The organism is Ktedonosporobacter rubrisoli (assembly GCF_004208415.1).
In the GTDB taxonomy this organism is placed as follows: Bacteria; Chloroflexota; Ktedonobacteria; order Ktedonobacterales; family Ktedonobacteraceae; genus Ktedonosporobacter; species Ktedonosporobacter rubrisoli.
In genome coordinates this window covers 8395986-8415582 of record NZ_CP035758.1, presented here as the reverse complement: position 1 = coordinate 8415582, position 19597 = coordinate 8395986, and the positions used below count along the sequence as shown (strand labels likewise).

Annotated in this window: 19 protein-coding genes; 8 read left to right on the top strand and 11 right to left on the bottom strand. The window is 54.0% G+C overall.

Annotated elements, in window-relative coordinates; translation table 11 throughout:
- Nucleotides 1-109 precede the first annotated feature (109 nt).
- The 10 genes from EPA93_RS36560 to mraZ all read right to left on the bottom strand — a co-directional run bounded on the left by EPA93_RS36560 (nucleotide 110) and on the right by mraZ (nucleotide 11033).
- Nucleotides 110-1150, bottom strand: a complete 1041-nt coding sequence (locus tag EPA93_RS36560) for a cell division protein FtsQ/DivIB (protein ID WP_129892255.1) — start codon at nucleotides 1148-1150, stop codon at nucleotides 110-112.
- A complete protein-coding gene (gene murB / locus EPA93_RS36555) occupies nucleotides 1147-2172 on the bottom strand; it encodes a UDP-N-acetylmuramate dehydrogenase (RefSeq protein WP_129892254.1) in 1026 nt (341 codons plus the stop codon). Before murB ends, EPA93_RS36560 begins: the two co-directional genes overlap by 4 nt.
- Nucleotides 2173-2182: 10 nt before the next feature.
- Nucleotides 2183-3676 (bottom strand): UDP-N-acetylmuramate--L-alanine ligase, encoded by a 1494-nt coding sequence (gene murC, locus EPA93_RS36550; RefSeq protein WP_129892253.1) that lies wholly within the window; start codon nucleotides 3674-3676, stop codon nucleotides 2183-2185.
- A complete protein-coding gene (gene murG, locus EPA93_RS36545; RefSeq protein WP_129892252.1) occupies nucleotides 3673-4833 on the bottom strand; it encodes an undecaprenyldiphospho-muramoylpentapeptide beta-N-acetylglucosaminyltransferase in 1161 nt (386 codons plus the stop codon). The genes murC and murG overlap by 4 nt, the downstream gene beginning before the upstream one ends.
- A gap of 58 nt (nucleotides 4834-4891) precedes the next feature.
- A complete protein-coding gene (gene ftsW, locus EPA93_RS36540) occupies nucleotides 4892-6451 on the bottom strand; it encodes a putative lipid II flippase FtsW (RefSeq protein ID WP_207229292.1) in 1560 nt (519 codons plus the stop codon).
- 382 nt (nucleotides 6452-6833) lie between these two features.
- Complete coding sequence (locus tag EPA93_RS36535; protein WP_129892251.1) at nucleotides 6834-7139, bottom strand: hypothetical protein; 306 nt, start codon at nucleotides 7137-7139, stop codon at nucleotides 6834-6836.
- A gap of 55 nt (nucleotides 7140-7194) precedes the next feature.
- Nucleotides 7195-8949 carry a peptidoglycan D,D-transpeptidase FtsI family protein gene (locus EPA93_RS36530; protein WP_129892250.1) on the bottom strand — a complete coding sequence of 585 codons (1755 nt, stop codon included), beginning with the start codon at nucleotides 8947-8949 and terminating at the stop codon, nucleotides 7195-7197.
- Nucleotides 8950-8986: 37 nt separating this feature from the next.
- A complete protein-coding gene (locus tag EPA93_RS36525) occupies nucleotides 8987-9397 on the bottom strand; it encodes a hypothetical protein (protein ID WP_129892249.1) in 411 nt (136 codons plus the stop codon).
- Nucleotides 9398-9492: 95 nt separating this feature from the next.
- Complete coding sequence (rsmH, locus tag EPA93_RS36520; protein ID WP_129892248.1) at nucleotides 9493-10473, bottom strand: 16S rRNA (cytosine(1402)-N(4))-methyltransferase RsmH; 981 nt, start codon at nucleotides 10471-10473, stop codon at nucleotides 9493-9495.
- Between the two features lie 152 nt (nucleotides 10474-10625).
- On the bottom strand, nucleotides 10626-11033 hold the full coding sequence (mraZ, locus tag EPA93_RS36515) for a division/cell wall cluster transcriptional repressor MraZ (protein ID WP_129892247.1): 408 nt from the start codon (nucleotides 11031-11033) through the stop codon (nucleotides 10626-10628).
- Between the two features lie 549 nt (nucleotides 11034-11582).
- Here mraZ and EPA93_RS36510 point away from each other — a divergent pair.
- From EPA93_RS36510 to EPA93_RS36485, 6 genes are all read left to right on the top strand, one after another.
- Nucleotides 11583-11981: a GntR family transcriptional regulator gene (locus EPA93_RS36510; protein ID WP_129892246.1), complete on the top strand. Its 399-nt coding sequence runs from the start codon at nucleotides 11583-11585 to the stop codon at nucleotides 11979-11981.
- Nucleotides 11982-12064: 83 nt separating this feature from the next.
- Entirely contained in the window at nucleotides 12065-12961 is an 897-nt protein-coding gene (locus EPA93_RS36505; RefSeq protein WP_129892245.1) for an ABC transporter ATP-binding protein, read from the top strand.
- Nucleotides 12958-13890 carry a hypothetical protein gene (locus EPA93_RS36500; RefSeq protein ID WP_129892244.1) on the top strand — a complete coding sequence of 311 codons (933 nt, stop codon included), beginning with the start codon at nucleotides 12958-12960 and terminating at the stop codon, nucleotides 13888-13890. Before EPA93_RS36505 ends, EPA93_RS36500 begins: the two co-directional genes overlap by 4 nt.
- Nucleotides 13891-13985: 95 nt before the next feature.
- Complete coding sequence (locus EPA93_RS36495) at nucleotides 13986-14945, top strand: ABC transporter permease (RefSeq protein ID WP_129892243.1); 960 nt, start codon at nucleotides 13986-13988, stop codon at nucleotides 14943-14945.
- Nucleotides 14946-15039: 94 nt separating this feature from the next.
- On the top strand, nucleotides 15040-15996 hold the full coding sequence (locus EPA93_RS36490) for a hypothetical protein (RefSeq protein WP_129892242.1): 957 nt from the start codon (nucleotides 15040-15042) through the stop codon (nucleotides 15994-15996).
- 253 nt (nucleotides 15997-16249) lie between these two features.
- Nucleotides 16250-17086 (top strand): SDR family NAD(P)-dependent oxidoreductase, encoded by an 837-nt coding sequence (locus EPA93_RS36485; protein WP_129892241.1) that lies wholly within the window; start codon nucleotides 16250-16252, stop codon nucleotides 17084-17086.
- Nucleotides 17087-17183: 97 nt separating this feature from the next.
- On the opposite strand, the gene EPA93_RS36480 is transcribed toward EPA93_RS36485, so the two are convergent.
- Nucleotides 17184-18422 carry a helix-turn-helix domain-containing protein gene (locus tag EPA93_RS36480; protein ID WP_129892240.1) on the bottom strand — a complete coding sequence of 413 codons (1239 nt, stop codon included), beginning with the start codon at nucleotides 18420-18422 and terminating at the stop codon, nucleotides 17184-17186.
- 280 nt (nucleotides 18423-18702) lie between these two features.
- Here EPA93_RS36480 and EPA93_RS36475 point away from each other — a divergent pair, with 280 nt between their 5' ends.
- Together EPA93_RS36475 and EPA93_RS36470 are read left to right on the top strand one after the other, a co-directional pair.
- Nucleotides 18703-19002, top strand: a complete 300-nt coding sequence (locus EPA93_RS36475) for a hypothetical protein (protein WP_129892239.1) — start codon at nucleotides 18703-18705, stop codon at nucleotides 19000-19002.
- A 1-nt stretch (nucleotide 19003) separates the two neighbouring features.
- Nucleotides 19004-19513: a hypothetical protein gene (locus EPA93_RS36470; RefSeq protein ID WP_129892238.1), complete on the top strand. Its 510-nt coding sequence runs from the start codon at nucleotides 19004-19006 to the stop codon at nucleotides 19511-19513.
- Nucleotides 19514-19597 lie beyond the last annotated feature (84 nt).

The window sequence follows — 19597 nt, the reverse complement described above, 5'->3', positions numbered from 1 at the left end:
GCTGCATCTTACTTTAACGTGAACACTGGATGCAAGCCGTAACGCAGATCGACCGTGGCCAGCTTGAGCTGCTCCTTCTGGGCCAGGGCCAGAATCTGCTGCAATTCAATTAGCTTGTTCTCCAGCGGATTAGCGTCATCTCCCCCCCCAGATAAGCTATCCAGCCTGTTGAGCTCTCGATTCTATATGATCCATTTCCATTAGCCGCCCCTGGCTCATCATTGGCATTAACATACATTGTACCATCGTAAAGCAGCTTAAACGCATTGATACCAGTCATTTTGGGGAGTAGATCAAAGATCTCTGCGGCAAAGGCGATGTTGACTGGCTGCAGGCGCATGCCAGGACGTATCGCCGGAGCCGCTTTCCCCTGCTCCTTCTGCTGAGGGCTGGCCTCTACTACCGTGTGCAACTGCGCGGCCCCGCTGATCTCGGTCACCGGGGCGATAATGACACCTTGCCGATCAACTGCATAGGTGCCCTGCGCTGTCTGCCAGAGCAGCACAGGGGTGCGTTCACTCACGCTGACGGCCAGCTGATCGGGCCATTGCTTGCTCAAGCTGGCCGAGGCCACCAGTGGGGATGCCTCTATATGCTGGGTCAGGGCCTCTACATCGACAAGAAAGATATTCTGTCCCTGCATCCCCATGCTCTGGATATTGTGGATGAGCACGCTGTTATGGGTGCCCGAGACGCTGACCTGGGCGATGCGAAAAGCGCTGCTGCTCAGCAGAAAGCTGGCCCCTACCAGCAGAACGAGACAGACTGCCAGCAAGCTCAGGAGCCTCCAGAGAAAGCCCCGCTTGCCGCGGCGCCCGCTGCGCACAGGCACGGGTGAACTGTGGTGGGAGGCCAACGAGCGATGCACGACTCTACGCCGGCCATGCGGAGCCTGGGTACCGGTCTGGGCATAGGTTCGGGCTACCATGCGCACATATTTCCTGGGCTGGGCCCGAGCCTGCCGGCGCTGCTCCTGGCGTTGCGCAAAGGTGTTCCAGGCAGTGGATGGATCAGCATCTGGAATGGTGACCACGCGCTGTAGCTTACGCGTTGCCTCGCGCCTCTCGGCCTGATATGGCCTCCTGACGGGGACCTGCTGCCTGTAGCTATGTGCGGCCATCTGCTCTGGTATGCGTTTTTTTTCGGTCATGGTACAGATACCTTCCACTCTCCGCGCAGCTCGACTTCCAACTCCAGATCCACGCCAAACTGTTCGTGTACGCGGTTACGTGCTTCTCTGATAAGTGCCGCTACATCGGCGGCTCTGGCGCCACCTGTGTTCACAATAAAATTGGCATGGCGCTCCGAGATTTGCGCTTTGCCATACATCATTCCCCTCAAGCCGGCGGCCTCGATGAGCCGGCCTGAATAATCCCCCGGCGGATTCTTGAAGACCGAGCCCGCACTCTGCTGCGGCGGCTGCGTCCTCTTTCTATGCTGCTTATGCTCAGCAATGATGGCGCGCAGCTTCTCTGGCTCCTCACGCCGTAGGCGTACCTCGACCTGCATGATGATCTCGGCTGGCTCGATGAGCCGACGCTCGGCGGCAATGGGATAGCCCTGCTCATCAAACTGGATGCGCCTCTGGGCGCGAAAGCGGCTATGCCGATAGCTCAAATCTAGCTCAGCCTGGCGATAGCGCCGAACGACCGGAGCAACGGCTCGCTCCTCACATTCCCGTGCGTCAAGGACGCTGACCCACTCCAGAACCTGGCCCAGATCGCTATTGTGCGCGCCGGCATTGCTGATTACCGCTCCTCCCAACGTGCCGGGAATGCCTGGACCAAATTCCAGGCCACCCCAGCCAAGGGCCGCCAGTTCGTTCAAGAGGCGCGGCCAGCTTACGCCAGCTCCAGCAAACAGGCGGGCCGTGCCAGCACCCTCTTCTTCGATTTTATAGCTATTGAGGGCTATGCGGGCTACGATGCCCCGTATGCCAGCATCGGCATACAGCACGTTGGTGCCATTACCCACCAACAAGAGGGGCCAGCGCTGCTCTGAACACATGGTTACCAGCCCTACTAGCTCCTCTGACGTTTCGAGTGAGACCCATATATCCGCCGGGCCACCTACTCCAAATGTGCTGTGACGCGCTAATGGCTCGTTACGCAATGCACGCTTCCCAAAATGTGATTGTAACTCGGTATATGCAGCCTCAACCTCGAATGTCATATGTTTCCTTCTATGCCTTTATAGTATTTTTCAATAATGCTTCGGTAACTGTATAGATATCGCCGGCTCCCATAATGATGACAATATCACCTGAGCGCAGTTGCTTAGCGAGCAGATGCGCGGTATCCTCTACGCTGCCGCCATAGAGCACCTGAGCATGCTGCTTGAAGTGCGTGCGCTCGGCCAGGGCCGCCACCAGATCGCGCGCATGGATCAGTCCAGTGTCGCGCTCACGGGCTGGAAAGATGTCGGCGATAATTGCCAGGTCAGCGGCATCAAAGGCGCTTAAAAACTGCGCAAAAAAGGTTTTGGTGCGACTATACATATGCGGCTGATAGACCGCGACGACGCGCCGTCCCTGATAGCGCCTGCGCACGGCTTCCAGGGTCGCGGCGATGGCCGTGGGATGATGCGCATAGTCATCTACAAGAATCACCTCGCCAGCCCGTTCACCTATAGTGAACGGTCCTTGATAGCGGATCTCAAAGCGCCGCCGTAGGCCGCCAAATTCGGCAAGGGTCCTGGCAATGCTGGCGCCCTCTACGCCCAGGCAGCGTGCGGCCACCAGGGCTCCAAGTGCGTTCTGGATATTGTGCAGGCCCGGTAACTGTAGCTGGAAGACCTCTGTTCCGCGCATGGCTGCCTGCTCCGTGGCGCCGCGCGTTCGCACGCGAAAGCTTGTCGCGCCATCCAGCTGGAGATCATAGGCCTCAAAGACTGCTTCGATATTCGCGAGCTCCGGCTGAGAAGGCTGCAGGCCCTCAATCCTGTAAGCCAGAACGCGCCCGGGCCAATCGTGAAGCCGCTGGCGCAGTTCCAGGCAGCCAGGGCTATCGGCGTTCAAGATCAAGGTTGCCGGCACTGACCAATCGCCCTGTGTATCCATGCCGCGAATAAAATGCTCAAAGGCTTGCAAAAAGGCTTCGTAGTCAGCATAGAACTCTGGATGCTCAAACTCTATCGAAGTCACGACTGCGACGCGCGGATGATAGTGCCAGAAATTATGGTTAAACTCATCGGCTTCGTTCACAAAGTACTGACTTGTCCCAAGACGATAGTTAGCCCCAAAGCGCGGCACAACCCCGCCAATCTCGCAGGTTGGGTCAAGGCCCGCGTCCACAAGCATTAAAGAAAGCATGGCTGTCGTGGTCCCCTTGCCGTGGACACCGCAGACGGAGAGCAAGCACTTATTCTGCATGAGCTCGCCGAGCAACTCTTGCCAGGTAATAACCTGAATGCCAGATTGCTGAGCCGCCAGCAGTTCGGGGTTCTGCTTATCGAGGGCCGCAACGGCAGGACTCACGACCAGCATATCCACATCCGCCAGGTGCTCTGCGCTATGCCCGATCTGCACTGGAATGCCCGCACGCTCGATAGCCTGCGTGGTGGCCGAGGCACGCTGATCACAGCCGCTCACCCGCGCCCCATTCAGTTGCGCCATCTGTGCTACGGCCGAGATTCCCTGACCGCCAATACCCATGAAATGCAAATGTGTCTTCTTCAAACGTGTATCCCCTCGTGCTCCGCGACCATTGCTGGCTTGACTCTTGACATGCTCACTATCGTCTCTACAATCTGCTGTCCCGCGTTGGGCATCGCTAGCTTGCCGGCCGCCGTGGCAAGCTCCTGCAAGCGCTGGGCTGATGTGATCGTCGGCTTGAGTACTGCGTTGAGCGACTCAGGCGTCAAATCATCGTTCAAGATCACGATGGCCGCGCCGCGCTGCTTAAACATTGCCGCGTTACCCTCCTGGGGCGATGCGCCTATCTCTGTCGGTAAAGGTACCAGGATAGAGGGCCGGGCCAGAGTTGCCAGTTCGCTCAAAGTCGAGGCGCCGGAACGGCAGATAACCAACGCGGCCGCCTGCAAGGCCAGCGGCATCTCGGCCGATAGATACGCTTCAAGACGATAGGACTGCCGCAAGGCGCTATCCTGACCGGCTAAGACCTGCTCGGCCAGCTCACGCGTCTCGTCATACAGGCGCCGCCCGCTAATCTGCAAAACCTGGCAATACTTCAGCAACTCAGGCAAGGCTCGGCATACAACCTGGTTCAGGTGGCGCGCGCCCGAACTGCCTCCCGTAACCAGCAGGAGCGGCTTAGCGGGATCGAGTCCCAGGGCGCTACGAGCCTGCTCAGGGGTGGTCTGGCGTACCGCCAGGATCTCCTGACGTACCGGATTGCCAAGATGGATGGTCTTACTGGCCGGAAAGTGCCGACACGAATCGGCGAAGGCCACTGAGATGCGCGTAGCCAGCGGGGCCAAAAGTTGGTTAGACAGGTTGGGCGGTACGTCCTGTTGGTGCATTAAGAGCGGAACATTGTTGAGCTTTGCGGCCAGGCCGGCCGGAACAGCTACATAACCACCGCTGGTAAATGCTACATGTGGATGAAAGTCGCGTACGATACCGATGGCCTGCGCGATGCCAACCGGTACCCGAGCCACGCCTGTCACCGTGCGCCAGGAGACAAAGCGCTGCAGCTTACCGGCTTTGATAGCTTTGAAGCGAAAGCCAGCGGCCGGCACTACCTCTGTCTCCAGGCCGTCATCGCTGCCAAGATAGAGAATATCGGCATTATATGTATTTCGTAACTGCGTAGCCACTGCCAGCGCCGGATAAACATGCCCGCCAGTGCCTCCGCCAGATATCAGGACTCGCATTCTACTTCCTTTACCTCCAGGGACACGCTTCCTAGCAGCCTTGCATCCAGAGAATAAGCTAAGGTCGCGACTTGTCCACTGTCCGTTTTTTTATAGTTTTCGTAATCGCTTGCTTTGAGAGCGCTGGAGCTTCGGGCTCCTGTATATAACGTGAAATATTGAGCAATATACCAACTGCCGCTAACGAGATAACCAGCGCAGTACCTCCATAGCTAATGAATGGCAACGGAACCCCAGTATAAGGGATAGAGCCGGTTGTGGCCGCGATATTGACGATGGCCTGCAAAACCAGCCATGTGGTAATCCCGGTTGCCAGTAGGGCGCCATAGATGTCTTGCGTTCGCCTCGCCAGGCGGAAACCACGAAACGCCAGAAATAAAAATAGAATAATGACAGCCGCGCTACCTATAAAACCAAGCTCCTCGCCAAGAATGGCGAAGATCGAATCGATGTAGGGCAAGGGCAACCAGCCGGTCTTCTGACGGCTCGCGCCCAACCCCAGGCCAAACCAACCACCCGAGCCCAGCGCTAATAAGGACTGGTAGAGCTGCAAATTAATGCTAGTTATATGCTGGAAGGGATCGAGAAAGCCTTTCCAGCGATAGGAGCGATAGCCCGATAAGGTCTGCAGACCAAAGATTAGGCCGCCGCAAGCTGCCGCTAGCAAGAACTGCACGATATTAGCGCCAGCTGTAAAGAACATGGCCGCTGCCAGGCCCGCAATGACGATTGCCGTGCCCATATCATTCTCTAGCAGGACCAGCCCTAGCACGATTCCTACAAGAATGATGAACGGGGCCAGGCCATAGAGAAAGGTGGCAACCTGCTTGCCCTTACGCGCCAGCCAATCGGCTATATAAAGTGCCAGCACGAGCTTGGTAAGCTCGCTGGGTTGAAACGAGAGAAACGAGCCAAGGGTCAGCCAGCGTGAGGCTCCATAGGCGTTTGTTCCTATTATCAAGACCAGGACCAGCAGAGGCAAGGCTACAAGCATGCCGATGAGCGAGAAGCGCCGCCACAGCCGGTAATCGATGCGCATGGTGACGAGCATGGCGATGACGCCTAGAAATGCCGCTACCAGTTGCCGCTGAAAGAAATAGGAGGCATCGCCTTGATAGCGGGCCGCCGAAAATGCGCTCGCGCTATACACCATGATCAGGCCAATGCAGAGTAAGGCCAGGACGATCACTAGCAACCACGAATCGATCTTGCCCGCTTCGCGCGGCAGCTGCATTTCCAGTTCCGCTAGCTTCTGCTGCTCCTCTTCGCTAATTACCTGGACTGGCTCGCCTTGTTTGCCTGAGGGCAGGTCTAACTTCTGACGCCACACGGCGCGCAGATCGAGACCCCGTATGTCCTGGCCCAGGCGCGCTGAGGCTTTGGCAGTTCCGCTTTTCTTGCGCGGCAAGCTCTTGTGCCTTGGCGCAGATCGCTCCTGCTGGGCTTCGGCGGCATAGGCTATTTTTTCGCTGCCCCGGGCACGTGGCTTGCGCGTGCTGCTCCTGGTCTGCTCTTTGGCCTGGCGTTGCCGGCGCTCCACTGACTCTAAGGCGGGAGAGCGTAGGCCAGGAGGAGAGAAGCTTTTATGCCTTACGTCTCTTCCTGTTTTGTCGTCCACATTCTCTCCTTTTCTACATCTTGTTCACATACATATTTTTCTTTTAATAGTTATTGGTTCTATGTCCAACCTTTTCTTTCAGCCTCTCTCCTCTCCGCGGAGAGGAGAGAGGCTGGGGACCAGCCCCATTACCTCTCCCCCGGAGAGGGTTCCACCGCTAGGGTGATCCCTGGACCCCTGCCCAAACCTTTTCTCTTTGCCTCTCCCTATCCTTGGTGGGAAAAGAGAGACTGGGGATAAGCCCCAGAGCCCCGCCAGGATAACCCCTGGAATCTTGCAAGCCTTTTCTCTTTGCTTTTCGCTCCAGTTGGGGCGAAAAGAGGAGTAAACAGGCTTGACATAGAACATTATTTCGAATATACTACTACCAACGACTGATCAACTAATGGTCAGACCCAGATGCGTCATCAGTATCCTGAGCAGGCTGCTCGCGCATCTTGTCGAGAACCTGCTCAACATCTTGATCGCTCATATGCAAATGGAGTTGTTGTAAATCAACAACCTCAATGCCTTTTGCATGCACCAAAGAATTCCAGGGGTCCTCCTGTAGAGCCGGCGTTTCCCCGTTATTGGGAGACACCTGAGGAGCCGTAGGATGCTTCCCTTTAGGAAGTATCCCTAGCAGCTCTTGCCATGTTTCACTCAATTCGGACTGAGCGCTTACCGGTTCATTCTGTTCTTGCTGCATTGCACACCCTCAATTATTGCTATTCTCTACACTCCTCTTTGCGATCCATGCTGCCTTATGCTTGAGGCTGATCGGGCGGTACCCCATAATGCCACATTAACTGCTGGGCCACCGCTTTCCAGAGGGGAGCTGCCGCTGTACCCCCATAAATATTATCGTTGGCATGTGGTCTATCCAGTTTGACCAGGATCACAAATTGAGGATTCGTAGCCGGTAAAAATCCAGCCATTGAAGCCTCGGTCTCATCATCTGAGATACCTTGCGTTGTGGCCGTGCCTGTCTTTACCGCCACACTATACCCCTGGAAGGTCGCTTGCTGGTTATAGTTAGCCGCGCTAACCAACATTCCTGAGAGCAACTTTGCCGCTTGCTCGCTAATTACGCGCCGCAAAGCATGCGGCTGCGTTGTCTCTACCTGGCCATTATTCTCAACTGATGCCACCAGGTAGGGCTGCATCATGACACCGCCGTTAGCAATTGCCTGAAAGACCATGGCCATCTGTAATGGCGTAGCGAGTATGGCCTGCCCAAAGGATTGGCGGGCCAGATCGCTAGGCGACCAATCAGGCGACTTGTTTGTACGATAACCGCCTTTCTCCTCGGGGCCATCGATATTATAAGCTTGCCCAAAACCAAAACGCTGCAAGTACGGGTAAAAGCGATCCGGCCCCAGGATATCGTGAGCTACATAAGCGGCTCCGACATTGGCCGAATGCTCCAGCACTTGCGTCATTGTCTCGATCCCATAACTCTTGGTTCGCCAGTTGGTAACCGTGGGCGTTCCATCCTTGAAGGTAATATAGCCTGGATCGTGCAGCGTGGTATGGGGCGTTATCAGGCTTTGATCAAGCGCTGCGGCCATGGTCACTGCCTTCATCGTCGAGCCCGGTTCATATGCACAGGTCAGGGATGGATTAAAGTAGACAAACCGGCTGCCCAGGCATCCCCGATCTTTGTAATACTGGCTATAGTGATTAGGATCAAAGGTTGGAGCACCAGCCATGGCTACAATCCCGCCGGTGCGCGCATTGAGCACAATCACCGAGCCACTTTGAGCCTCCAGGCGTTTTACCTCATTGGCCAACATAGTCTGGGCAATATACTGAAGCGAGCTATCAATGGTTAGCGTCAGGTCGGCCCCGTTTACTGCGGCCTGTTGCGAGCTCGCCCCCACCGTCAAAGGATTGCCGCTCAGATCGGTCTCGGCAGTAAAGTTGCCAGACTTGCCGGCCAGAAGCTTATTATACATGCCTTCAACGCCATAGACACCATTTCCACCGTCCTGGACAAAGCCCAGCACTTGCGCCGCCAGCTCACCATTGGGATAATTGCGCGCCGTATGCGGCTCTAGAAAGGTATACGACAGGCGTAATGAGCGTAAGCGTTGGCTCTGAGTCGGTTCTATCAGCGAGGCGATACGCACAGTTGCCTGATTGGAGGCAAAGGCCTGGTTCAAGCTATCCTCAGAGACACCAGGCAAGACCTGGTGTAAGCGCTGAACCAGCAAAGCTAGCTGCGCCTGGCGATTCTCGGCATCGGGATGATCCTGCACAAATTGTATTGGCTCTATATACACATCGTCGCGCACAATATTGGTGGCGAGAATATGGCCCTGCGCATCGTAAATCAGGCCCCGAGGAGCATTCAATATTTGGTTTTGTATGTGCTCAGCATTCGCCAACTGCGAAAGATGACTAGACTGCAAAACTTGCCAATAGTAGAGCCTGGCCAGTAATCCCAACATGCCTGCGCACACCAGTAAGAAGATGAACATCTGGCGGTGGCGCGCGCGCCGTAACTCCACGTTCATCTACCACCTCCTGCTACAGACATGATCTCGTCCCTTTTTAAGGCTTGATGGGTTCGTCCTGAGACGAAACCGGTTGAAGATGTGGCACCACGATGACGCGCACACTCTTCGGGTCCGCCGGCTCCAGACCTAAATTCTTTGCCTGACTTGCGATGTAAGCAGGTGATCGTTCCTGGGCGATAGAATCTACCAGGTCCTGGTTTTGTCGCAGGAGCGTAGCTTGCTCTGTATGTATATCCTGAAGCTGCTGGTTGGCGGCTACGGCCTGGCCAGACTGGCTGAGATAGAGCACCGCCATTAAGCCGATGAGTAAGACACTGGTGATAGACAAGGCTACGGGTCCCATATGAAAGAAGAATGGGTGTAGTTGTCGGCGTCGTTTCGCGGCCAGAATAGGTTTGGTTCGTGCCACTTGCGAGGCACTTCTGTGCTCTTTCAGGCTGTACATACGCTGCGTTCCTTCGAGATGTTGAGTCACCACCTGCACATCCATCCTTGAAAGATGAACCTGCTTCCATACACACCCCTACACTTGACGCACTACTATTCAACAACTACTTCAGCTGCCCGTAATCTGGCACTACGGGCGCGAGGATTGCGCTCAATTTCCTGCGCACCGGGCATGCGAGGTTTAGGCGTCAATAGACGCAGCCGCGCCTTATGCCCACATACACAGACCGGAACATGTGGCGGACACAGACAATCGGTTGCCTCGCGCCGCATAAATTCCTTAACAATACGATCTTCTAACGAGTGAAAGGCAATTATGGCCATTCTACCTGCTTCCTCTCGCCGCCCTCCGTCTGCCCTCTTCTTGCTCAGGATCTCTAAAATCTGAGGAAGCACGGCCTCTAGCCGCTCCAATTCCTGGTTCACTGCTATGCGCAGGGCCTGGAAGACCCGCGTGGCGGGATGAATGGCCCCCGGCTTATACGGTACTCCGGCTGCTACCAGATCCGCCAGTTGCTTTGTACGCGTGATGGCCCCTTTAGCCCGTTGATTGACGATGCGGCGCGCAATCTGGCGCGAACGCCGCTCTTCTCCATATTTCCAGAAGATGTCGGCCAGCTCTGCTTCATCAGCCTCGTTCACCAGGTCCGCAGCCGTGGTAGCTAAGGACTGATTCAGGCGCATATCGAGCGGACCATCGGTGCTAAAGGCAAAGCCCCGCTCGGGAGTATCCATCTGATCCGAGGAGAAGCCCAGATCCAGTAAGATTCCCTGTACCGAGGTCAAGCCTGCCTGTTCTACAATTTGCGACAGATCAGAAAAATTTCCGTGGGTCAGCAGCAGACGCCCCTCGCTTACATAGTATGACAACCGTTCTTTCACACGTGCCAGTGCCTGCACATCGGTATCCACTCCCAGGACCTTGCCCGTAGGGGCCGAGCGCGCTAGTATTGCCGAGGTATGCCCTCCTCCTCCAAGCGTGGCATCAATATATTGACCACCCGCGTGCGGTTGCAGCAACTGCATAACCTCTTCTAACATTACTGGTATATGCTGCGTTTGTGTTAGATTCATGAGATAGCTGTTCTATATAATTCAGGAAAGAACGCAATATTCTTTGCTCCCCTAACCTTTGAGGTCAGAGCGGGCGCTAAGCGGACCTCGCTATGCTTGCATGTTCCTGTCCCTGATAACTTCCTGTTGTTTTTCGCCCATCCACTCTGTTCCTAGAAGGGAATATGGCTCCCTTCCGCATCCAGGCGCTCTTGATAAGTTCTCCATGCCGTCCGATCCCAGACCTCGAAATGGTCGCGCACTCCGGCTACCGTTACTTCGCCGCTCAACTTGGCATATGCACGTAATTTGGCGGGGATCAACATTCGTCCCTGAGCATCCAGTTCCACCTCGCTGGCGCTTGGATAGATGCGCCTCTCAAAATCGCGTAGCTCGTCGCTGCTCAGCCCGGCCACCAGCTCATCAGACTTCTCTTCCCAGCGCGCTACGGTATACACCGATAGACAGGTTCCCATGCCCTTGCTAATGACGGCTCCGCGATCCATCTGGACCCGGAACTTCGCCGGCACGGCAAGTCTACCTTTCGCATCGATAGTATGCTCATATTCGCCCAGGAACATAGTAAGTGTTGTACTTTCTCAGTTTTGCGCTGTTCCGCTGGCTCTTGTGAAACATAGCAGAATTTTTTGAGATATCCTGACATACTTCACCGAATTTCCCCGCCATCCGTATGAACTCACCAAAATGCCCCACTTTGCCCCACTCCATTGTAACACTTCTTGGGCATTCAGGAAAAGAGTGTTATCCACCAATTTTGGGTAACCTGGTGGATAACTTGTGGATAACTCGATTTCGATCTAATCAGAAACTCTTCAGTAGAAGATCAAAGGGCTTACAACTTTTTCTATGGGTGATTCTTCACTACAATCAATGTACCACGCAAAGTTACATATTTTCTGCCTTCTCTTTAGCCGTCTGTCAGACGTCGTGTGACGAGTGCACCGCCTTGTGACCGCCTTTGACCATCCCGCTGCTTTCACGCCTCACTTGAGTCCTGACAGACCGCTGGCCGGCCCTTGACAGAATCCAGGGCTTTCTCTATACTTCTACTATCTTCCTAGTTATTTAGCACAATAGTAGTTTTATTGAAAGAGGTAAAGGGCCAGCTCATGATCGAATTTCACCTGGAGAGTCGTTCGGGCGTGGCTCCCTACATGCAACTTGTGCAGCAAGTGAAGCGAGCATTGCGCCTGGGCTTTCTGCAGCCTGGCGATCAGCTCCCTACCGTTCGCGAAGTAGTCTCTCAGATCGCTATTAATCCCAATACGGTCTTTAAAGCCTACCGCGAGCTTGAGCGCGAGGGACTTGTAGAGAGCCGTCCGGGAGTCGGGACCTTTGTGCGCAAAACTCTGGCTGATGCTTCTCTGGCCAGCCACGCCGCACTCCGTGAGGAGCTCACGCGCTGGCTACATAAAGCCTATGAGGCTGGCATGAATGCTGAAGGTATTGGGGCGCTCTTTATGGACACCCTGACGCATGTAAAAAGCGAGATGCAGACACAGAGCTAAAAGAATTTCGGGCTCATTTTTCTACAAGGTTAATTTTTATATTGAATAAGCAGAATAGTACCTCATTTGCAGGGAGAGCAAATATGACATATGCAATAGAGACAGACAATCTTGGCAAACGTTATGGCAAACATTGGGCCTTGCAAAACTGTACATTACACATTCCTCTCGGTAGCGTGACCGGCTTGGTTGGCCTGAACGGAGCGGGTAAGACGACGCTTATGCAGATGCTGGCTGGCTTACTTGAGCCCACGGTGGGAACTTTGCGCGTGCTGGATACTGTACCCTCGCTTGAGGCTACCGGCTGGCTGCGCCGCATTGGCTTTGTGGCTCAGGATCACGCGCTTTACAAGCATTTCTCGGTCCGGGAGATGTTACTTCTGGGCCGCAAGCTTAATCCCGGCTGGGATAACACGCTGGCCCAGGAAGCGCTAGAACGCTTGCACATCCCTACAGCACGCCGGGTGGGCAAATTGTCAGGTGGCCAACAAACGCTGCTAGCTCTGGTTCTGGCTCTGGCCAAGCGTCCCGAGCTGCTTCTCCTCGATGAGCCTTTCGGCAATATGGACCCGCTGGCCCAGCAGGAATTTATGAAGATGCTGATGGAGGCAGTGGTCAACCATCATGTGACTGTACTTCTTTCCTCGCATCGCACGCAGGATCTTGAGCAGATCTGCGATTACCTGGTTATTCTCGCTTCGGCAAACGTACAGGTAGCTGGCGAGGTCGAGAGTTTGCTTAATACGCACAAACGGCTCATCGGACCCGAAGCGGATTTTGCGTCGCTGGCTAAAACACATAAGGTTATCCAGGCCAGCCATGCCGGGCGCCAGAGCCAGGCAGTTGTTAAGCTTAATGGATCAGTAAACAATCCTGACTGGGAATTTGAGGATATTTCGCTGGCCGATCTCATTCTTGTCTATCTGTCGCTACAGGTAGCTGAACAGGCGATACCAGAACTGCAGGAGGTGCATAAATGATCTGGTTTACCTGGCGCCAGTATAGCGTAACAGCCATTATAGCCCTGGCTCTGCTTGCGCTGTTAATGAGCTCTTTTATTATAACCGGGATCTATATACGCTCAGCTCATCCTCACTTGGACCTGGCTGGTTGCCAGCAAGCTATGACGTGCTTGATCACACAGACACCCTTCAGCACGTTGCTGGCTAGCATCTTTATTCCCTTTACAGCCTGGCTACCCTTGCTTGTGGGAGTCTTTGTTGGCGCGCCCTTGATTGCCCGCGAGCAAGAGCAGCGCACACACTACTTTGCCTGGCTACAGAGCGTGCCGCGTAAGCGCTGGCTGATTACCCGCATTGGCCTACTCACCCTGGTCACTTTGCTAGCCTTTGGCCTGCTCACACTGCTCACAACCTGGTGGGCCCAACCCCTAACCCGCTTCCCTTGGGATTGGTTCAATATTCAGGGGCCGGTTTTGCCGGCTTACGCCCTCTGTGCCTTGACGCTAGGCATCGCCGTTGGAGCCTTTGTGCGCTACACAGTGCCGGCGATGGCCTTGACCTTCGTACTTTTCCTGGCTCTCTTTATGGGGCTGGGCAAGGCTTATCCTTATCTGCTACCTCCAATAACCACTACCTATACCCTATCCAACGTTAACAATGCATGGGGCCAACCAGGCGATCTAGTGCTGTACACTGGTTATGCTGATCAGCAAGGACACGAGATCGGGGAGATCAGCACCTATTGCAACGTTTCAATGGTCAACAATTCGCAATATGGCACGCTGGTCCAACAATGTAGCAGGGCGCGCCATATCCAGTGGAAGGTGATTTATCAGCCTCACGCACGCTTCTGGCCGCTGCAATGGATACACACGGCAATTCAGCTGGCCCTCTCAGGCCTGCTGCTCTTGCTTACCTTCTGGCGCCTGCGCCAACGCCGTGCTTGAGTTTTCGTGGGTCGATCAATGAAAAGATGAAGCGTACACTGAATTAGTGCAGCTCATGGATACAACTTTCTCTACATGCACATGGAGTGAGTCAAATGATCTGGTTTATCTGGCGCCAGTATCGCATTGTCGCCATTATTGGCCTGGCCCTGCTTGCGCTGCTCGCGCTTATCCTGATTAAAGATGGTATAGTTACGCACGCGGTCTATCAAAGTTCAGGCATGGCGGCTTGCCTGGCTCATGGAGGCAACTGTGAAGAGATAGGGCTTCGCTTTCAGACTCAGGCTGCTTCTCAGAGTTTGAACTGGAATGCCCTTACCTACCTTATGCCCTGGCTCCCGCTAGCGGTGGGAGTCTTTGTGGGCGCGCCCTTGATTGCCCGCGAGCAAGAGCAGCGCACACACTACTTTGCCTGGCTGCAGAGCGTGCCGCGTAAGCGCTGGTTGATTGGCAAGCTCGGGCTACTTATCGGGGCAACTCTGCTGGGCTTTGGCCTGCTCACGCTGCTCACGACCTGGTGGGCTCAGCCCTGGGACGCTGACCAGAACCTCTGGTATCTGTACCATATCCAGGGTCTCGTCCTGCCAGCCTACGCTCTCTTTGCCCTAACTCTAGGTATTGCGATTGGGACCTTTGTACGACACACGGTGCCGGCGATGGCCCTGACCTTTGTGCTCTTCCTGGCTCTCTTCATCGGCCTGAGTGCAGCTTATCCGTACCTGCTGCCTCCTATGAGCACGACCTATGCTCTGCACAATGGCAACGAATCATGGGGCCGTCCTAGTGATCTGGTGTTCTATGCCGGTTACGCTGATCAGCAGGGACACGAGATCGGGGAGATCAGCACCTATTGCAACGTTCCAATAGTCAACAATTCGCAGTATGGCACGCAGATCAATCAATGCATCAGAGCGCGCCATCTGCAGTGGAAGAGGGTTTATCAGCCTCCCGCACGCTTCTGGCCGCTGCAGTGGATACACACGGCAATTTTACTTGTCATCTCTGCCATTCTGGTCTTGCTTACCTTCTGGCGCCTACTCCGGCGTCGCCATTGAGACCTTGTAGACCAGGCAGACAAAAAAGCCTATCTGAATATAACTGCATATTCATGAGCATAGCATTCAAGATGTTACAGATGGAGTAAATAAAATGATCTGGCTTGTGTGGAGACAATATCGAACTGCGCTTATCACAATCGCATTCTTGCTTCTATTGCTAGCTACTGTAATGATTTTCAACTACATTACTTACGAGACTACCTTGCAGCAGGAGCTAACAATTTGCATGACGCGACCTCATAGCTGCCCAAATATAGTTGAGCCAAGTCTCAATATCCCTATAGACCCAAACACGTCTCTGATTCTCAGTCTCGGCCTCGTACTCCTGCTCCCCCTAACTATGGGAATCTTTCTAGGCGCGCCCTTGATTGCCCGCGAACAAGAGCAGCGCACGCACTATTTCGCCTGGCTACAGAGTGTGTCGCGCGGGCGCTGGCTGGCTATCAAGCTCGGGCTACTTATTGTGGCAACCCTGCTGGGCTCTGGCCTGCTCAGCATTATTGCAACCTGGGGGAATCTGCATATACATTCATTGATTTGGACAAATTATGCTATGCAAGGGCCAATCTTGCCAGGCTACGCATTGCTCGCTTTGACGCTAGGTGTTGCCGCCGGGGCTTTTGTGCATCGCACGCTGCCCGCGATGGCGCTAACCTTTGTGCTCTACCTGGCCCTTTTCATTGGGCTTAGCGCGATCTTTCCTTATCTGCTGCCCCCGCTTAGCGCCATCGATAAGGCACCCAAGGCCAATATCACCATGAAAGAGCCGATTAATGAACTAGTAGTTCATATGGGCTATACCGATCAGCAAGGGCACGAAATTAGGGAGATCGGCACCTATTGCGGCTTTCGGGCTTCGGCTACCGAGGATGAGTATGAGCAACTGATCAACCAATGCATCAAAGAGCACCATATCCAGTGGAGGTTAGACTATCAGCCACCTGAGCGCTTCTGGCCCTTGCAGTGGATACACGCGGCGGTTTTGCTAGTCATCTCTGGGATTCTGGTCTTGCTTACCTTCTGGCGCCTGCGCCAACGCCGCATGTAAGCTTGCACGCCAGCGGTAGACACGCAGAGAGATAGTGAAGGAAAGATTGTTATGGGCTATCCCGTAACGATCTTTCCTTTACCTATCCTCAATTAAGCCGGGAACAGGTCCAGTTGCAGCGCTAGATTATCAGTGCTAGCCCACAAAGGTTGGAATAAATTGAGCAGTGAAAGCGCTTGTAGGAAGCAGAAACATGAGCAGTTCTGGCTTTACTTGTCCGAGAGCTGCATCCTGTTTAGAAAAGGGAAAAGCTATGAAAAAGATTGCGCTGGTCACCGGAGCAAATCAGGGGTTAGGGCTAGCACTGGTTCGTCTCTTGAGCCGGCAATGGGGAGAACAAGGGATTGTCTATTTGGGAGCACGTCAGCGAGAACGAGGGGAGGAGGCGGTTGTGCTGTTACAAGCAGAGGGCTTGTCCCCACAACTTGCAGTTATTGATGTCGCCGATGATGCTAGCGTCCAGAGCTGTGCAGACCTGATCAGGCAACGACATGGAGGCATAGATGTCCTGATCTCCAACGCTGCTGCACGCATCTCCCCTGCCATACCTTCAGCGGAACAGGTTGGCGAGTTTGTCAATACCAATAATCATGGCACCGTCCGTATGCTGCGTGCGTTCGCCCCTCTCCTTAATAAGGGAAGTCGGCTCCTGGTGGTCGCCTCAGACTTTGGGCGTTTGAGCAATCTCCCTGTTCACCTGCATCATCTATTTGACGAGACAACCAGGAGCCTCTCGGACATAGAAAACGTGATGGATACCTATGCCAGAGCCGTGCAGACGGGCACAGCACAACAGGAGGGCTGGCCGGAATGGATCAACATTCCCTCCAAGATCGGACAGGTGGCAGCTCTGCGCGTGCTTGCCCGTGAGATGCATGAACAGGCAAGACAGAGAGATATCCTTCTCGATGCCGTCTGCCCTGGTCTAGTGGATACGGCAGCCTCGCGACCCTGGTTCAACAACATGACGGAGGCGCAAAGCCCGGATCAGGCCGCTGAAGATATCATCTGGCTAGCCACGCTGCCCAAAGGAACTTCAGCTCCCTATGGGGAACTGGTTCAGCATAAGCGGGTCTTGCCGTTTCGCTAAGAGACCGCCTGCTCCCAGGTTGAGCACAAACGCTCTTTTTCATCACAGAATCTCCGCCTGGGAGCTGATCTTGAGCCAGCTGATAGAGAATATCTGTCTACGCTGGGAACAATCCTAATTGCAGCCCCAGATTGTGTACATAAGGATTGTCGGGCGCTAGCTTATAAAGGTCAGTATATAGCTTTGCGGCATTGCGCTCTTCCATCTTCGAATGCATAGCCCTGGCTACGGCCAGTGCAGCTTTGCCCGCCTGCGCGCTTCCTTCAATATCGTGATCTGCCAGATAGAGCCTTGCCTCGGTCATATAGTAGTAGGCCTTCCAGACATTTAAATCGGGGGTTAGCGTCTCCAGGGCCAATTTGAGCTTGTCATGGGCCGCACTGCGATCTGTTCTGGTCTTTTGCCAGCAGAGCAGGGAACGTGCTCTCTCGTGATGAACGGCGGAAAGATTGAAGTGAAAAAAGTTATCGTCGGGTTCGATACCTCTATAGAGCAGATTAAGAGCCTGTGTTTGCCAGTTCTTACATTGCGTTTGCAGTTTGCTATCCTGCAAGGCAAAGGGTGTGTTAATATTTGCCGCTTCCAGATAGATGTTACCTTTCAGCGGAGCATTGCGGATCTTATCCATTTGCGTCATGGCCATGGCGATAGCCTGACGCGCGATATCAAGCTGACCTTGCTGGGTACTTGTGCAAGCACTATTGACATAAGCTGAGGCGATAAGCTCTGCATCCTGCAGTTCTTCGGCCAGCTCTACGGCCAATTGGGCATGCCGCGAGGCGGTTATGGCATCCAAAAGGCATTGCTGCTTGATGCGGGTAGAAAGCTGATAGTAGCGGCACAAGAGCGCTTTCCAGGCTTCTTGATCCGTAGCTCGCGCCTGCCCGGTAATCTCAACGAGCTTGCGCAAGCGTCTATCTATTCTCGGGGCGATATCCGACGAGCCTCCATTGTGAATATAGTGATGGCCAATAACCAGAATATCCTCATACGCATAATAGGCATCCTCTTCAATAAGCTCTACCATGCGTGGAAGAGAATCTTTGTGCTCTCCCTGATTATTCTCATAGACAACAAGGCGCCAATCCAGGCCAAGCAGGGCCGGGGCAATCTTGAGCATCCTGACCAACATGATGCGGCGCTCCTGATCATGCATAAACACGGCTGCCTCCCATTCTTCAACCGAACGCTTATCAACGCCTAGAGCTATCGCGAATTCCGCTTGCGTCCTATAGCGCTTCTGACGATGGAATGCAATAACCTTCCCCATATGTGGTAAGTTTCCCCGCCCAGGAGGAAAGTTACCATAGCGCAACCACCAGTACCATTCTTCCATTATAGCATGCTCTTTCCGGTTTTATACTTATTACTCGCCGAGTATATCTTCGATCAGTGCATATATATTCATTGTAGTTGCCCGACAAAACTTCGGTGATTCGCATATAAGCTTCGGTTACAAAAATAATATCAAGGACTATTATTCGCTCGAACTACATTTTCATAATGCAGCATAAGTTTTGCTAAGAAGGCTTCAAAAAACCGAAGCAAGCTTAAGCTTATGAACTGCTTGATGAGGTTGTGCATAGTTTACGCATTATGGTTTGGAGGAATTGAGTATGTTGAGGAGCGATAATCAATATCGGCCTGCTGAGCAGGAGACTATCATTTTGCCTGATACGCTTGTCAGAAGTGCTACGAATTTTCGGGCCTACCTTAAGCGCTACAAGCTCTCTTCGTTAGATGTCTCGTTGGTAGCCCGGGTGCGCTATCTCACAATCTGGAATATTGAGAACGGACACCCGATAGGAGCGCTACAGGCCCAACAAGTGCATGCAGGCCTGCAACGCCTGACGGGCATTCCCTACCTCGCCTCGATTGCTACCCATACGCAAGATGTAAGCAGAAGGAGCCGATAAGATGGCACAATACCAGCCACATTCGCAACCAAACGATGACGACACCTCTGCTCAGATGGAAGCCGTACAGGACCCATTGGGCAGGCTAGACCAGTCTTCCCCAGCGTATCTGCAGCTTCACCCAGACGAGATAGCAGCCATCGAGCAAATAATCAAGTCCTATGTGGCCTATCTGCGTCGCTCAGCCAGCGGCGCGAGCTCAAGCCAGGATAAGGTTTCTCGCTTTATTGCGCTCTGCACACGGCTGGCCAGCTATCGACAACAGCAGAGCAGCGAGGCTGCACTATTCCTGAGCTGCGCTGACCTGGAATGCATATGTGAGGCTCTTGACGGCTTTAGCAAGCTTATCAGGCGCCACATCCCCAAAACCAGACAACGTGATGATATGCTTCTCGATCTCCAGCGGCTCCGTCAGGCGCTTACCAAAATGCTCAGCGCGCCCCCATCAACCTGCCTAACAGACATCTTCGATCAGATGTGGAGAAATCGTAACCTCCTTGTGTCTACATAATGACTATAAGAAATTTAGTGACATGTAGCAGGCCGAGCACTGCACTTGATATTTTGCTGCTCGATGAGCAGGGCAAAGAGGCGA

What these genes read in the sequence shown, in the direction of transcription:
- EPA93_RS36560 (WP_129892255.1), bottom strand. Translation starts at nt 1,150, where the DNA reads ATGACCGAAAAAAAACGCATACCAGAGCAGATGGCCGCACATAGCTAC.
- murB (WP_129892254.1), bottom strand. Translation starts at nt 2,172, where the DNA reads ATGACATTCGAGGTTGAGGCTGCATATACCGAGTTACAATCACATTTT.
- murG (WP_129892252.1), bottom strand. Translation starts at nt 4,833, where the DNA reads ATGCGAGTCCTGATATCTGGCGGAGGCACTGGCGGGCATGTTTATCCG.
- EPA93_RS36535 (WP_129892251.1), bottom strand. Translation starts at nt 7,139, where the DNA reads ATGCAGCAAGAACAGAATGAACCGGTAAGCGCTCAGTCCGAATTGAGT.
- EPA93_RS36530 (WP_129892250.1), bottom strand. Translation starts at nt 8,949, where the DNA reads ATGAACGTGGAGTTACGGCGCGCGCGCCACCGCCAGATGTTCATCTTC.
- EPA93_RS36525 (WP_129892249.1), bottom strand. Translation starts at nt 9,397, where the DNA reads ATGTACAGCCTGAAAGAGCACAGAAGTGCCTCGCAAGTGGCACGAACC.
- rsmH (WP_129892248.1), bottom strand. Translation starts at nt 10,473, where the DNA reads ATGAATCTAACACAAACGCAGCATATACCAGTAATGTTAGAAGAGGTT.
- mraZ (WP_129892247.1), bottom strand. Translation starts at nt 11,033, where the DNA reads ATGTTCCTGGGCGAATATGAGCATACTATCGATGCGAAAGGTAGACTT.
- EPA93_RS36510 (WP_129892246.1), top strand. Translation starts at nt 11,583, where the DNA reads ATGATCGAATTTCACCTGGAGAGTCGTTCGGGCGTGGCTCCCTACATG.
- EPA93_RS36505 (WP_129892245.1), top strand. Translation starts at nt 12,065, where the DNA reads ATGACATATGCAATAGAGACAGACAATCTTGGCAAACGTTATGGCAAA.
- EPA93_RS36500 (WP_129892244.1), top strand. Translation starts at nt 12,958, where the DNA reads ATGATCTGGTTTACCTGGCGCCAGTATAGCGTAACAGCCATTATAGCC.
- EPA93_RS36495 (WP_129892243.1), top strand. Translation starts at nt 13,986, where the DNA reads ATGATCTGGTTTATCTGGCGCCAGTATCGCATTGTCGCCATTATTGGC.
- EPA93_RS36490 (WP_129892242.1), top strand. Translation starts at nt 15,040, where the DNA reads ATGATCTGGCTTGTGTGGAGACAATATCGAACTGCGCTTATCACAATC.
- EPA93_RS36485 (WP_129892241.1), top strand. Translation starts at nt 16,250, where the DNA reads ATGAAAAAGATTGCGCTGGTCACCGGAGCAAATCAGGGGTTAGGGCTA.
- EPA93_RS36480 (WP_129892240.1), bottom strand. Translation starts at nt 18,422, where the DNA reads ATGGAAGAATGGTACTGGTGGTTGCGCTATGGTAACTTTCCTCCTGGG.
- EPA93_RS36475 (WP_129892239.1), top strand. Translation starts at nt 18,703, where the DNA reads ATGTTGAGGAGCGATAATCAATATCGGCCTGCTGAGCAGGAGACTATC.
- EPA93_RS36470 (WP_129892238.1), top strand. Translation starts at nt 19,004, where the DNA reads ATGGCACAATACCAGCCACATTCGCAACCAAACGATGACGACACCTCT.